Origin of the sequence: Lentibacillus sp. JNUCC-1 (assembly GCF_009741735.1) — a bacterium.
Taxonomy (GTDB): domain Bacteria; phylum Bacillota; class Bacilli; order Bacillales; family Amphibacillaceae; genus Lentibacillus_B.
The window spans coordinates 659233-673636 of sequence record NZ_WHOH01000001.1; the positions used below are offsets into that span (position 1 = coordinate 659233).

General features: G+C 45.1%; 10 protein-coding genes. 2 read left to right on the forward strand and 8 right to left on the reverse strand.

Going from position 1 to position 14404, the window contains the following annotated elements; genetic code table 11:
* Positions 1-1191 (reverse strand): dicarboxylate/amino acid:cation symporter, encoded by a 1191-nt coding sequence (locus tag JNUCC1_RS03140; protein WP_331713580.1) that lies wholly within the window; start codon positions 1189-1191, stop codon positions 1-3.
* A gap of 327 nt (positions 1192-1518) precedes the next feature.
* Between JNUCC1_RS03140 and JNUCC1_RS03145 the strand changes: the two genes are divergently transcribed.
* Positions 1519-2922: a purine-cytosine permease family protein gene (locus tag JNUCC1_RS03145; protein ID WP_156644013.1), complete on the forward strand. Its 1404-nt coding sequence runs from the start codon at positions 1519-1521 to the stop codon at positions 2920-2922.
* Between the two features lie 651 nt (positions 2923-3573).
* On the opposite strand, the gene JNUCC1_RS03150 is transcribed toward JNUCC1_RS03145, so the two are convergent.
* Complete coding sequence (locus JNUCC1_RS03150) at positions 3574-4746, reverse strand: hypothetical protein (protein WP_231746958.1); 1173 nt, start codon at positions 4744-4746, stop codon at positions 3574-3576.
* An 87-nt stretch (positions 4747-4833) separates the two neighbouring features.
* On the reverse strand, positions 4834-6099 hold the full coding sequence (locus tag JNUCC1_RS03155) for a metal-dependent hydrolase family protein (RefSeq protein ID WP_156644017.1): 1266 nt from the start codon (positions 6097-6099) through the stop codon (positions 4834-4836).
* A gap of 1087 nt (positions 6100-7186) precedes the next feature.
* On the opposite strand from JNUCC1_RS03155, the gene JNUCC1_RS03160 reads away from it, so the two are divergent.
* Positions 7187-8575 carry a serine hydrolase domain-containing protein gene (locus JNUCC1_RS03160; RefSeq protein ID WP_156644019.1) on the forward strand — a complete coding sequence of 463 codons (1389 nt, stop codon included), beginning with the start codon at positions 7187-7189 and terminating at the stop codon, positions 8573-8575.
* A 319-nt stretch (positions 8576-8894) separates the two neighbouring features.
* Here JNUCC1_RS03160 and JNUCC1_RS03165 read toward each other — a convergent pair whose 3' ends face one another.
* The 5 genes from JNUCC1_RS03165 to JNUCC1_RS03185 all read right to left on the reverse strand — a co-directional run bounded on the left by JNUCC1_RS03165 (position 8895) and on the right by JNUCC1_RS03185 (position 14229).
* Complete coding sequence (locus JNUCC1_RS03165) at positions 8895-10175, reverse strand: IS4 family transposase (protein ID WP_197431609.1); 1281 nt, start codon at positions 10173-10175, stop codon at positions 8895-8897.
* A 634-nt stretch (positions 10176-10809) separates the two neighbouring features.
* Complete coding sequence (panD, locus tag JNUCC1_RS03170; protein WP_156644024.1) at positions 10810-11202, reverse strand: aspartate 1-decarboxylase; 393 nt, start codon at positions 11200-11202, stop codon at positions 10810-10812.
* 50 nt (positions 11203-11252) lie between these two features.
* Positions 11253-12032 carry an aspartate dehydrogenase gene (gene nadX / locus JNUCC1_RS03175; protein WP_156644026.1) on the reverse strand — a complete coding sequence of 260 codons (780 nt, stop codon included), beginning with the start codon at positions 12030-12032 and terminating at the stop codon, positions 11253-11255.
* An 83-nt stretch (positions 12033-12115) separates the two neighbouring features.
* Positions 12116-12865, reverse strand: a complete 750-nt coding sequence (locus tag JNUCC1_RS03180) for a hydroxypyruvate isomerase family protein (RefSeq protein WP_156644028.1) — start codon at positions 12863-12865, stop codon at positions 12116-12118.
* Between the two features lie 104 nt (positions 12866-12969).
* Entirely contained in the window at positions 12970-14229 is a 1260-nt protein-coding gene (locus JNUCC1_RS03185; protein WP_156644030.1) for a Gfo/Idh/MocA family protein, read from the reverse strand.
* Between the last annotated feature and the right edge of the window lie 175 nt (positions 14230-14404).

A 14404-nucleotide genomic window follows, 5' to 3' on the forward strand; every position in this document is an offset into this window, starting at 1 on the left:
CTACAATGCTTTGAGTTGATCTTCCTCAGTAACTTCTTTTCGTTTGCTTAAAGTGTTGGTAAGGGATGTAATGGCACCGTCACCTGTTACGTTACATGCTGTGCCCAAGCTGTCCTGCGCTAGATAAAGGGCGATCATTAAGGAAACCATCGTAGGACCAAAACCAAGCATGGACTCTAGCAATCCAATCGCCGCCATAACAGCACCACCCGGCACACCAGGCGCAGCTATCATGGTGACACCGAGCATGAGAATAAACGGAAATACCTCGGTGAATGTCGCCATATCTCCCTGCAAAAACATAACTGCCAGCGCACAGCTGACAAGTGTAATCGTACTACCGGACAAATGAATGTTAGCGAGCAGCGGTACCGTGAAGTCCGCTACGTTTTCTCTGACTTTCAACGTTTTGGAATGCTTCAGCGTCACCGGAATGGTTGCAGCTGATGATTGTGTGCCCAAGGCTGTGAAGTAAGCCGGCAGCATTCTCTTCAACATGGAAAAAGGATTCTGCTTGCTGAGCGTGCCTGCAACTGTATATTGGAAAACTAGGTACAGGACGTGCAAGAGCACAATCATAACAAACACTTTGGCAAACACACTCAAAATCGTGCTGACCTGCCCAGCATAGGTCATATTGGCAAAGATCCCAAAAATATGAAACGGTAACAGCGGAATAATGACTTTTTCAATAACCAGATGAATAATATCACGGAACTCTTCAGTGAAACGGAGCAGCGTATTCCCTTTAATCGCTGCAATCCCGAGCCCGAGGACAAACGACAGCAGCAGCGCCGTCATGACGCCCATCATCGGCGCCATTTCAACTTCAAAAAATGCTTCACTCAGTCCTTCAGTCGGATCGGAAAACGCTTTCAATGATTGCCCGTTTAATAATGACGGATAGATCGACTTTGCGGCGACAAACGCCACTACGCCTGCAATAATCGTCGACGCATAAGCGATCGCAGCGGTTAGTCCAAGAAGTTTTCCTGCCCCGCGTCCCATCGAACCGATTCCCGGCGCAATGAAACCCAGAATAATAAGTGGAATAATAAATCCAAGGAAATTACCAAACAAACCATTGAACGTCGCAAACAATTGGATAAACCATTCATTTGAAAACGACCCAATAGCAACCCCTAATACGATGGCTACAATAATCTTAATTAATAATCCAATGCCTTTCACTCTCTCTACCTCCCTTATGTATACACAGACATTTTACCTCAAACTGATCACCCCGTCTATAGAATATTAAAACTGCATAATAGACAGAATATATGGGGGCCAGACCCCTTGGGACTAAAGACCCCGGAAGCCAGCCTTCTGTATGCTGGGAAATGTTTTATGGTGGATATGGTTGTTTTATAGACTGGCTTTTGATAAGCTATTAAAGTGTGTTTCGCTTTGACCGAGTTGCTGTCCGGCACGGCTCAAAGTGAGGTTAATTATTGTGAATACAATCACAAAAGGAGAGAGATACTAGCCGACAAATTAATAGAAGGAGTTGATTTAATGGAATCGGCGAAAACAAATCAAGCACAAGAAACTCAATCAAATGGACAAGATGATTTCTCTTTGGACAGAGTTCCCAGAGAGAAACGTACGATGGGTTGGTTCAGTGTAACCAACATTGCATTTGGGATTGCAACAGCGATTTTTTATTTTCAGATGGGCAGTGTAATGGCCCTTCAGTTTGGCGCACTTAACGCCATTATTTCAGCAACATATGCCATTGTTGTCGCAGGGATTCTCGGAACATTGATTGCCTACCTTTCAGCGAAATCAGGGATGAATGTCAATCTTTTATCACGCGGCGGCGGTTTTGGGTATATTGGCGCTTCCCTCACCTCATTTATTTATGCCACAAATTTTATTATGTATTGCGCATTTGAAGGTCTAATTTTAGTATCCGCTATTCACACCTTCTTTCCAGCCATACCACAATGGACGTTAATTGTCTTTTTCGGTTCATTGGTTATCCCCCTTAATTGGTTTGGCATTAAACAACTGGATAAATTGCAAAAATGGTCCCTGCCGATCTTTGGCGCCTTTTTAATCACTGCCATCGTTGTCTCGTTTATCAAACCTTCCGGCTATGATGGCGCGTTCTGGACGTACATGCCTGAGGGCGTTGAAGTGGGCGGTAAAGCGCTGCTGATGTGCATTGGCATGCACCACGGGATTATGGGGTTAACAGCTTTGCTGGCTTCTGATTATTCACGTTTTCTCAAACCAAAAGATGTTAAATTCGGATCCTTGGCAATCGGATTTATCCCGCAAATATTCTGCTTTGGCGTTATGGGCGGACTCGGAATTTGGTTTGGCGTTCGTTTAGGGGATCCGAATCCTGGCGTTTATATCGTTCTTCTGCTCGGTATGGGCGGTGCATTATTCACGCTCCTTACCCAGCTGCGGATTAATGTCACAAACGTATACAGCGCCTCACTGTCGCTCTCGAACTTCTTTGAAAATATTTTCAAGTTCACGCCCGGCAGACGGTTTTGGGTCGTTGTTTCCGGGGCGAGCGCAATTATATTAATGCTTGGCGGTATTGTCGACCACCTGGATACAGCAATGACATTCCAAGGTGTCTTTCTGCTGGCCTGGGCCGCGATTCTGGTAACCGATGCAATGGTGGTCAAAAAGCTATTGAAACTCGGTCCGAACTTTTACGAAGCACGTCAGGAATATCTATATAAATGGAACCCAGTCGGTGTCGTATCTCTCATCATAGCAAGCGGACTCGGAACCATCGCAGCACTCGGATTTATGGGCACGTTCCTTGAAAGCACCGCAGCATTCTTTTCAGCGCTTCTAGCATCAGCACTGACCATTGTCATAGCTGTGGCAACAAAAGGAAAATACTACACCCATACGGAACCCGAAGACATCCACACCGAAGACCGAATCGCTTAGACTTGATACACAATATTAGTAGACTGAGAACTAACTAGTCTTATAGCATCTGCCTCATGCGGCCGCTCGGGGGAAACACTGCGCTTTCCGCGGGCGCTGCTGAGCCTCGGGCCCACAGGATGGATGTGGGTCATGAGGGCGTTGCGACAGGACGTCGCGGTTTTAGCCTTCCTTCCCCTATAGCTCGCTCCGGGGTCTCATCTAGGCTTTTGCTCTCACGGGAGTCTCCGCGTTTTCCCCGAGCTAGTTGAGTGGCGTTCACCTTCCTGCTGGCCTTCTTAAGCAGAAGGACCGTCCAAGCCACTGAAAAACATAAAGTGATTGGAGCGTAGGGAAGTCGACTCCTGCGGAAACAGCACGAGTCCGAAGACCCCACAGCGGTGGTTTTTCCGCGAGGAGGCTGAGGCCGTGCCCGCGGAAAGCGACTTCCCGCAGCGCAAATCACGATCCTCTCATTGTGGTGGTTGGTATCATTCTCATTAAGTAAGTGAGGGTGTTTCTAAAATACTAGATTCGAGTCTTCTTGAGTTAGCTGTTTAGCTGTTCCTAAGCGTTCTGATGGTAAAGCAACGATATTAGAAGATGGCTATTGAAAAGGACCAGGCATTCCAAATAACAGTTTGGAAGCCTGGTCCTTTTATGATGTTTGTGTCACAATGTCTGGATCAGTATGCTTGCGACGACGATGGAAGCGGTGGTGACGGTGGTGAAGCCACCAACTAGCATGGGGGTTAAGATCTCGTTAAAAATGATCTTTTGCTGCTGGTCATTTTCAGCAACGCTGCGACTGACTTCCTCACATAACAAGTAATCCCCCGGAAATCCGAATAAGGCGGTCAAGGCGACCGGTACACCTTTATCCAATTTCCATTTCATTAATTTCGAAGCGAGTACGCCCCCGACAATGATCCCAATGACACCAATCCCCATTGTCGCCAGCACAATTGGAATATATCCAAGGAACATACTTGGGGTAATATCATTCATAGCTCCCAGTGTGTAGATAATCAAACCGGCCATCGCAATTCCGAATGAGTTGGAACGGTCAAGCATTTTATCGTTGTAAAAACCGATTAATGCACCGATGATTCCTATAATCAATGCCCAAAGGCTATAACTGATCCCGGTCACATTTCCGAGGAAAATGGCCAACGAACCGCCTATGAATAGTTGGAGCAACAGCATGACACTCGTTTGATATTTTTCAGGAATCCATGACTTGCTCGTCGTCTCTTCTGTTTCAGGTGCCGCTTCAGTAGTTGCAGCCGCTTCAAGTGCACTTGGACACATGGTTCTTTTGACTTCTTCAGCATGCCGTCTCAAGAAGTTGGCAGCAAGCGGCATTCCGACCAGTTTTTGGACGGCAATAACGAGAGCTGGGATCGTAATCAGACCTGTCAGGCCCAACTCCTGCAATTTATCAGTGGTTAGAATAAAAGCGATCGTCCCGCCTGTGAGCGGTCCAATCCCGGCCACTGCCGAAGCATAGCTGAAGAACAGCGGAATGATGGCTAATACCAGCACAGCCGCAACGGTAATACCTGAAAGTGCAATAAAGACAGCACGTATTTGAGATTTAAGCAATTTAAATGGCACAAGCGTTCCCATGTGTACAATGAGCGGTGCGATCATCATCGCACCAAATGCACTCATTGCGGATGAACTGATCATATCCTTGGGAATAATCCCTGTCCACAAGAGACTGAGGTAACCCATTATTACGACTAGCAGCATCGGAATTCGCGCTCTGGAAATAATGGATAAAAATTCACCAACCCCCAACAGAAGTAAAATAATCATTGTCGTAACAACTGGATCACTCAAAGCCATGTCCTCCTTTAACTCATTTTAGTTTATGTGGGGCAGGCCCCTGGATAATACCTGGGGCCTGCCCCCTTTTGCTCACAATGTCTATTGTACTGAAACGGCTGCTTGTTTGAGCTGATTTTTTACCACTTCGCCATTTTTAAGGACGGCTACGATGTTATTGTTATCCTCCAGTGAACGGATGTCTGCGAGTGGGTCTGTGCTGGTGACGGTGATGTCGGCCAGTTTGCCAGGTTCAATCGTGCCAATCTGATCCTTCCAGCCCATGCATTCTGCTGCGGTTTTCGTTGTGGCAACAATCGATTCCATCGGGGTCATTCCGATGTCACACATCAGCCCAAGTTCACGCAAATTAGTCCCATGGGCCATGACCCCGGCGTCCGTCCCCATCGCAATTTTCACTCCGGCTTTATAAGCACGTGCCACACTTTCTTTATGCGCGTCGACGACTTCCCGTGCTTTCTCAACCCCGTAAGCCGGCATATCATTACTTGTCTCCGCAGATTCCAATACAGAAATCGGAGCCAATAGCGTCGGAACAAGATATGTGCCATGCTCAATCATCAACTGAGCTGTTTCATCGTCGATATAAATCCCGTGTTCAATTGAATGAATACCTGCCCGTACAGCGTTCCGAATACCCTCTGCGCCTTGAGCATGGGCCATTACTTTTAACCCTCGTCGGTAGTTGGCTTCCTGAACCATGACCTCAAGTTCTTCCTGGCTGAACTGGGTGAACTCAGGATGGTCAGTCGGGCTCATCACACCGCCTGTCGCATGGACTTTAATAATATCCGCGCCTGCCCGGAGCACTTCACGCACTTTCTGTGTAACTTCCTCAACCCCGTTGCAAATACCTCCTGGGCTGCCTGGATAGCCATGGAGCGTCATGTCAACACCAGAACGCATCCACTTGTCACCATGACCACCCGTTGTCGTAAGCGGCGTCACACTGATTTGCATCCGCGGGCCCTGAACAACCCCGTCAGCTACCGCCTGCCTGACACCCGCATCAGTGCCTCCAGCGTCACGCACCGTTGTAACACCCGCATCCATCGTTTTTTTCATGTATTGGACGGCTTTATAAAACCGGTATGAAAACGGGGTCGTCAACTGCTTTTCCAACGACTCGATCTCCATCATCAGGTGTACGTGTGTATCAATCAGCCCCGGTAAAATGGTTCCTCCACCAGCATCCACTTCAGTCACATTTTCTGTTGGAAGCGTGATATCCGACAACCTGCCCGCAGCTTCAATGACATTGTCTTTAATCAGAACTGCAGCATCCTGAATCGGTTCACCACCATTACCATCAATCAAAGTCCCATTTTTCACCAGCGTATAAGCCATGTTCCAACACTCCTTTTTGTTTTGATGAAACATTCAGTCATTTTAACTTGAAACGATGCTTGAGTTTCGATTGCATTCGACAAGGCGTCTGTTCCAAGCCTACAACTTTTAATGTTTCAAGGATTTTATCACAGCTTTTTCACTTTGACTACCATATTTCAAAACATTTTTTCAAAAAACTAAATACAGAATCTATTTGAAAACGTCACCATCCTTTTCGGAATGCGAAATACCGAGTTATAACTTTTTCGAAAAATAAATCAAAAGTCCCGGTCCTGTAAGTTAAAAAATTGGCAGTCCATTATCAGGAAAGGTACAATACACAAAACCCCGTATAAACGATTGCCGCTTTTGCATTTAACTCCCTAACGAATATTTGACACAAACTGCGAACTAATGAAAACTTGAATGACTGCTTCTGGCAATCGCTCGGGGAAAACACTCCGCGTCCAGTGGGCGCTGATGAGCCTCGGGCCCACAGGATGTGGGTCATGAAGGCGTTGCGACAGGACGTCGCGGTTTTAGCCTTCCTTCCCCTATTGCACGCTGTGGGGTCTCATCTAGGCTTTTGCTCCCACAGGAGTCTCCGTGTTTTCCCCGAGCTAGGTGAGTAGTGTTCATTTTCTTGCTTTATTGGGCGGAACGGTTGAAGCGCATATCGGGGCTGAAAATCACTCATAGACGGAATAAATGCTCATAAGTAAACCGAGATTACGTCTGAATAGGGAATAATACGTATAAATGGACTTATTACTAATTGCTTAAGAGTGTTCACGTTCTTACTTGTTTTCTTGAACAGGACCGTCCAAGCATTCAATTAACATAGAGTGATTGGAGCGGAGGGAAGTCGACTCCTGCGGGAACAGCACGAGTCCGAAGACCCGCAGCGAGCGGTTTTTGCGAGCGAGGAGGCTGAGGCCGTGCCCGCGGAAAGCGACTTCCCGGAGCGCAAATCACGGTGCTCTTATATACGTTGATGGGTTTTGACCTACTATGCTTTTTAGTTCGCAGTTTACTTAAACTATGTCTTATAAAATAGCAACAATCTATATGAAAATAGGCTTAAACAAAAAGGAGACTGGCGCTAATGGAAAAACATGATAGCAATCGGCTTGAGGCAAAGCTTACGAAGATATGTGAAGAAGCTCAACTTACCGGTATGGCTTTAATTCTCTCAAAACACGGCAGACCAATTTTTCAAAAGTATTATGGCTGGCGTGATGTAGACAATCAGCACCCCGTCACTTCTGATACCATTTTCGGAGCTGCGTCTATCACAAAATCGTTAACTGCGATGGCGATCATGCACCTTGAGGACGCTGGAAAGTTAACGGCAAAGGACCCGGTCAAACAGTGGATCCCGGAATTCAGCTTACCCGATCATACTTATGAATCCGACATCCTGATTCATCATCTGCTCACCCATACGAGTGGGCTCCCAGGGCTTCCTGCCGTCCATGCTGCAAGACTTCCAAGCATTATGCAGGATCCGGACGGGTCATATTTATTTGACGAGATGCCCGAAAATATCGATCCGATCAGTACGGTGTCGCAACTCATTGATCTGCTGCCCGAGCTTGATTTTCAGATGCTAGGAGCTCCCGGAGAGGTTTTCAATTATTCTAATGAGGGATTTGCGCTGTTGCAGGAAATTATTGAGCGTGCAAGCGGAGAACGTTTTACTGATTATGTTAAGCGTTATATTTTTTCACCCTTGGATATGAAAAGATCGATGTTCACGACTGCAGATTTGCAACGTTTCGAGGATGTCACTGAGTTGTACGCCTATGAAAAAGCCCGGCCTGCCGTTTTTCACTCTCCGGCATGGTGGGACGTTGGCGGCATACATACCAATGGGTCATTGAAGATAAGCGTGGCTGATCTAATGACATATCTGGAAATTTTCCGGAGAGATGGCAGGGTTAATGGCGTGCGTATGCTCTCAGAAAACAGCCTCCGAAAAATGACCACGCCTCATGTCACGACACCAAATGGAACGCGATACGGCTATGGATTACAAATTGATGCATTAGGTGAGGTGCAGCTCATCGGTCATGGCGGCAGTATCAAAGGGGTCTCGTCTAATATGCAATGGGCAAAAGAAACTGGAATAACAGGCGCTGTACTCATCAATATAGCAGGGGCTGACGCTGCAGGGATATTGAAAACAGCCATGGGATTTGTTTTGGGAGAATACGATGAAGAAGGCTCTGTAAGCACGATCAACTTGACATCAGATCAACAGAAAAAGTACGTAGGCCACTATCGTTCTGACGAAGGACAATCTGTCAGAGTTTCATTGGTAGAGGGTGTTTTACAACTGATCGACAACAAAAGCCAAACACCCCTCAAACCCATTGGAAACCACCAATTCTTGACGGGGAATAACAAAACCATCACCTTCCTACCTGATCAAAACCAACACATCACAGCCATCTTCACAGGCATGCGGCAACTTCAGAAAACCAAAGACTAGACATTTAAAAATGCTGCTTACATATAAATTGCAGCTATTTATTGAACCACCATTTCCGTAAACTGCGAACTAACTAGGGAGATTTTATGACTGCTCTAAGCATTTTATATGTTTGTAAAAGCATCGTGATTTCCGCTGCGGGAAGACGCTTTAACTTTATCTCAGCTCAAGTGCAAAATCTGTTCAAGAAAACCACTTTTACAGTGTCTTCTGGCTGCCGGCACGGCCTCAGCCCAATGTCAGAAAGCTAGTGTGGAAATAATTTACAATACATTTCCATAAGTTTTCCTTTTTGACGATTTTGGCTGTATTTTGTATTCTAAGGAAGAGCCCCTTTCTGGTTCAGTGCATAAGGGTTAGAGCGTAGAGTTTCATTTCTTGGACACCTTCTGCCTGGCCGTTCAGGGGTTTTTTCTTCCTGTGCTTCATCTATTAATTGTTTATACAACTGCTTTAAGGCAGACCACTCTCGCATATTGAAAAAATAAATAAGATACTCCTTCAACTTTGCAATGACTCTGTTCATATTTGCTTTGTATTTATATTTTAGTGATTTATCATGATCTTCCCGCTCAATACATTCTGTCGTTTCGCCATGTATCAAACTTGCCATGTTAATTAAATAAAAAGAGGCATAGAAATCCTGTTCGACCGTCAGTGGTGTAGTTCCGCTGAAATTTTCCACATTTAATTTGTTTTTTAATGTATCATATTTTACTTCTATTCCCCACCGTTTAAAGTACAGGTCTTTAAAAGTAGGTACGTCGAATGATTGGTCCATGATGTTTGTAAGGAGAATTTCTTCTTCCCCGGAATCCAAAAAGAAACGAATAACCCTAAGATTATATACTTCCTTTTTGTATTTCATTTGAATGGTTTGATCCTTTTTCGTTGTATTCTTCACCTCTTTCATAACGCCGCTTTTTGGACAACGCATCACATATTTTATGCCGCTTCTTTCTAAGTAGTCTACAAACTCCCGTGCAGGATAACCGCGATCAAAAAGGATAAGATCCTGCACTGAGTCCTTAGAGGGGAGGCTGTCGATGAGTTCTTTCGCTAAATCCCGTTCACTTGTAGCATAAGGAGCTATTTTGGCTCTACGAAAAAGATCATTCTGTATATCATATATAGCACCCGCGTTAGCACGAGCGCGATTCACTTTTTGATTTTGCGCAGTACCATAATAGTCAATTAACGGTTGCGTATGATGTAATTTGATGGTCGTTCCATCCACAGCACAAAGGCGATAGCCACGGAACGTTTTATATTCCGTAGCTTCATAATAGGCATCTGCGATCGAATGAAATAAATAGGAAAAAGCGTATGGATCTATCTTCTTTCTCGCCTCCAAATAGCCTTGTTTAGAGATGTTCGGCATTTGGCAATCCAGCTTTTTACAGAAATCATCGAGTTCCAGTTGCAGGGACTTTCTCACAATCGAGAGATGAAACAAGATTATACTTTGAAAGGTCAATTTATTGTTTCCTTGACGTGTAAAGTAGGTAGACTTCCGTCTGGACGCTATCATGAAATTAACATTGTGAAGTATTTCCTTTGTTTTTTCGATGGCTTCGAGGAAAGTAAATGGTGATTTCATGGCGTTAATACCTCCCTGTAAACTTGATGCTACCTTCATTTTTTAATATTTATAGCGCCATCGTCAAGCATTATTTTCATCATATGGAAAATAATGGAACAAAAACTTTCTGGCATTGGGCCTCAGCCTCCTTGCCCTGGTAGTGGTATGTCGACGTTGCCCGCAAAGGACGGTTTTAGTCGACCATCCTTAATGTACTTGCTGCGGGGGCTTCGGACTTGTGCTATTCCCACAGGAGTCGACTTCCCTCCGCTCCAAACACTTTATGTTATTCAGTGGCTTGAACCGTCCCACTCACATAAGAGTTAGAAAATAACCTTTCATATCTAGCTCTGGGGGAACACGGAGACTCCTGCGGGATGCAAAGCCTCGATGAGACCCCGGAGGTCGGTATAGGGGAAGGAAGGCTAAAACCGCGACGTCCTGTCGCAACGCCTTCATGACCCACGTCCTGTGGGCCCGAGGCTCAGCAGCGCCCGCGGAAAGCGCAGTGTTTCCCCCGAGCGGTTGCCAGGAGCAGTCATTCCAAGTTTTCTCACTGGTTCGCAGTTTGTGTCTTCTATTCATCAAGACAAAAAAGTGCCAGGCGCCCGGAACTTTTGAACCAGGGGCCTAGCACTTTAGCTGGCTATACTTAAATTTCTACGCCTTCTGGCCAGTGCAGGTCGTGTTCTTCTACGCTTGTGATTGCGTTATTTTCGTCAACAAACACAACTCTTGGTTTCAGCGTTTCAATTTCTTCATCTGTCATCATGCCTTGGCTCAGAATAATGACCAGGTCCTGAGGTGAAAACAAATTCGCTGGCGGACCATTCAAGCAAATGCGTCCTGAGCCTTCCGGAGCGGGAATGGCATAGGTTTTCCACCTCGCCGCATTGCGGATATTGGCAATTTGCACCATCTCATAAGGCTTGATATCTGCTTCTTTCATCAGCTTATAATCGATCGTAATACTTCCGACATAATCCAGTTCTGCCTCAGTCACTGTTGCTCTATGAATCTTTCCTTTGCACATGAATCTTTGCATCAAGAGTCCTCCTTTTTGTATTGACCATTTCATCAATATTTCACTGCATCCTACCCACCTATTTTGACATGATTTAAGACCCGTTGCAACGTTCCCAGTATGCTCATGGCAGCAAGATGGCTTGTTTTTGGATTTTCCTTCAGAGGATGATTGGTAACTGAAAAACGCGCTTCCCCAAATTCACCTTTGATATCAATGGTATGTATATTGTTCTCAATCGCTGGATCTGCAATTATGGTGACATTTGTCGCGTCAACACCGAGTCCTGCAATGGACAAAATGATGGAGACATTTATATTTTTCGGATATTGTTCAATTGCTTCTGAGGCATTGCCTTCAAATACCACTTGTGCATGCGCCATCTCTTCGCTGATCAAAGTGTGGGCCGGTTTACGGGTTGTCAGTGTTACTTCTGTGACCTCGCCGGTCGCATGGGCATTTTGCAAAAGATCAAGCCCGCCAATAGCGCCTGAAGGCAAGTGAATCGTCCGCCTATAGGTTTTAGCCAGTTCAGCCATTTCCTGGAGAAAGTTCCCCTCTGCCAATGCACCAATACTGATCAACATAATATCCTTTTTGGTGATGATTTTAGGAAACAGGACTTGCACCGCTTCCACATTAGCCGCTTCTACCACGATATCAATCTCTGAATCAAGAAAAGCATCCAGCTCATCGTACAGCTTGACCCCGTACGCTTGCTCATAATTCTGGTATTTACCCAGATCACGAACAAACACACTTTTAATCTGCATCAGATCTGTACCGTTCTGATTGATTTCTTTTAGCAAAAAACGCGCAATCGCTCCTGCTCCAACCACCCCAATATTCATGCATCATCGCCCCTTCCAAATGTCATTGCCTTATCTATTATAGCTCATATAAGAAAAACGGGGAAAACCCCGTTATGATACTGTCAGTAAGCAGCCAACCGTTTTAATCCTTCTGTGGCATCGGCTTTCGGGAAATATTCAAGCCCCATATGGCCGGGATAATCCGTTTCTGAAATGGTGGTAAAAATTGGATGGTAATCCAAATTGCCTGTGTCGGGTTCATGACGGTCAGGAACACTGGCTGCATGAAAATGACCGATCCAATTGATGTTCTCTTCAATCGATGATAGATCAACTCCCTCTGTCATATCCTGATGATAAAAATCATACAAGATCTTCACGTGTGAGGAATTGACACGTTTAACGATATCGATTGCATCTGCTGCTGTTGACAGGAAATAACCGGGGTGATCTACCTTAGTGTTCAGTGGTTCGATGAGGAGGGTGATATCTTTTCGTTCCAACAAAGGCACACAAGCTTTGAGGCCTGCAACCACAATTTCTGTTTGATCTTGCTCATTTATGTCAGATCTTTCTTGACCTATTTGAGTGACGAGCTGTTTACAATTAAGCAATTTTGCTGTTCTTATGGAATTTATGAGTGCTTTTTTATAGCTTTGCAACTGATCTTTGTCTATTAAGCTGATAAATGGCGTGCAAAATGTCACAATGTCCATTTCAAATTGATCAGCTGCGTTTTTGATTTCGTAAATATCCTTATCCCACCAGCTCCAAAATTCTATCGCACTAAAGCCTGCACGCTTGATCTCTTCCACGCTTTGATAAATATCCTTGTCTTTATAAAGCGCATCAAGACAGACTGAGAATTTCATAATCTCACCCCCTGCAATTCTGACCTTTTACCAGTTTATAAAAAACCCTTCTGTCAGTTTACCCATATATAATAAAACTCAAACGGAAATATACGAGCTTTTCATCACGCCTGTAACCGCTGATAGTAGTCAGCGAGTTCAATAGACGCGCCGCGAGCAAGTCTTGATTCTTCAGCTGCAAAAGCCATAAGATGGCTTTGGACGGAGGCACTTGCAGAAGATGAATTTCCGCTGTTGATGCCTCTGTCAATATCGCGCAAAAATGTCCGCACAATTGCATGGTCACCGCCGCCATGTCCGCTTTTTGGCGGATTGAAATGTACCACTGTTTCCTGTTTGGTCAAGAAATCATAGATTGATATTTGATTGTCTTCCATGCGGCCGCGAATTTCACCTTTTGTTCCCATGACTTGCACATGTCTCGTCTGGTCTCTCGTAAACCCGCACATACTGAACGTGGCAGTGGCTCCATCCGCAAATTCCATGTTGACCACTTGATGGTCCACAACATCGTTATCCGATCTGTAGACACATTTTCCATAAGGGGTTTCCTGGAGGGCCTTCAAAATGCCTGCACGTGAATGATCCTCCGTAAACTTCTTCGCCCAGCCTCTTCCGTCACCGAGGTAATACCTGCCCGCATGAAAAGGACACACACCTTCAGCCGGACAGCCATCCAAACATCTCTCCGGCGCTTCGTCCGGCGCATTTTCCTCACGAAAGTGCATGAGCGACCCATATGAACTGACCCGTTTACACTCCTGACCCATTATGTACGAAATAATATCCATGTCATGACAGGATTTTTGTAAAATCATTGGACTGGACTGTGCTTTATTATTCCAATTGCCACGTACAAAACTATGGGACATATGCATCACTTCTACGTTCTCATTCAATTGAACGGACGCGACTTGCCCGATATCCCCGCGGTCGATTATCTTTTTTATTGTGGTCCAGAAATCTGTATAGCGCAAAACATGGCAGACGGACAGCTGCTGGTTATACTTCTGTGCTGCTCGTTCCATCTGAATACATTCTTCTGGATCAGGTGACATCGGCTTTTCCAGCAAAACATGATAGCCAAGCTCCAGTGCTTTCATCACCGGTTTAAAATGTTCCCGATCCATGGTACAAATAATTGCAATGTCAGCTAGCTTTCCCTCTGCAAACAATGCTTCCCAATCGGAAAATACGGAACTTTCCTCGAGAAGAAAGGTATTTTGGAAATTCTTTCTTCTTTCCGCATTAGGTTCTGCTGTTGCAGTAATTTTAAGTTCATGCGGATAATCGAGCGCATAAGGTGCATAAGCACGAGCGCCTCTGTCCCCTGCTCCGATCACTACCGCTGTTTTTAGTACCATTCTGCTCTCACCTCTTCTTTATTGTACTCAATTTATACATCGGTTACGCACTTTGCAAATAAATCGTTTTCACCATACTTGATTGTTCGTGGCGAACCCCTTATAATGGTACTTAGTTAAATAATTTAACTTAGTTTCGACAGATATATACCTTTTACCCAATGGAGGGATACAA

Coding starts and splice junctions, on each gene's coding strand:
- JNUCC1_RS03180 (WP_156644028.1), bottom strand. CDS start 12,865: ATGAAATTCTCAGTCTGTCTTGATGCGCTTTATAAAGACAAGGATATT.
- panD (WP_156644024.1), bottom strand. CDS start 11,202: ATGCAAAGATTCATGTGCAAAGGAAAGATTCATAGAGCAACAGTGACT.
- JNUCC1_RS03185 (WP_156644030.1), bottom strand. CDS start 14,229: ATGGTACTAAAAACAGCGGTAGTGATCGGAGCAGGGGACAGAGGCGCT.
- JNUCC1_RS03145 (WP_156644013.1), top strand. CDS start 1,519: ATGGAATCGGCGAAAACAAATCAAGCACAAGAAACTCAATCAAATGGA.
- JNUCC1_RS03165 (WP_197431609.1), bottom strand. CDS start 10,175: ATGAAATCACCATTTACTTTCCTCGAAGCCATCGAAAAAACAAAGGAA.
- JNUCC1_RS03160 (WP_156644019.1), top strand. CDS start 7,187: ATGGAAAAACATGATAGCAATCGGCTTGAGGCAAAGCTTACGAAGATA.
- JNUCC1_RS03155 (WP_156644017.1), bottom strand. CDS start 6,099: ATGGCTTATACGCTGGTGAAAAATGGGACTTTGATTGATGGTAATGGT.
- nadX (WP_156644026.1), bottom strand. CDS start 12,032: ATGAATATTGGGGTGGTTGGAGCAGGAGCGATTGCGCGTTTTTTGCTA.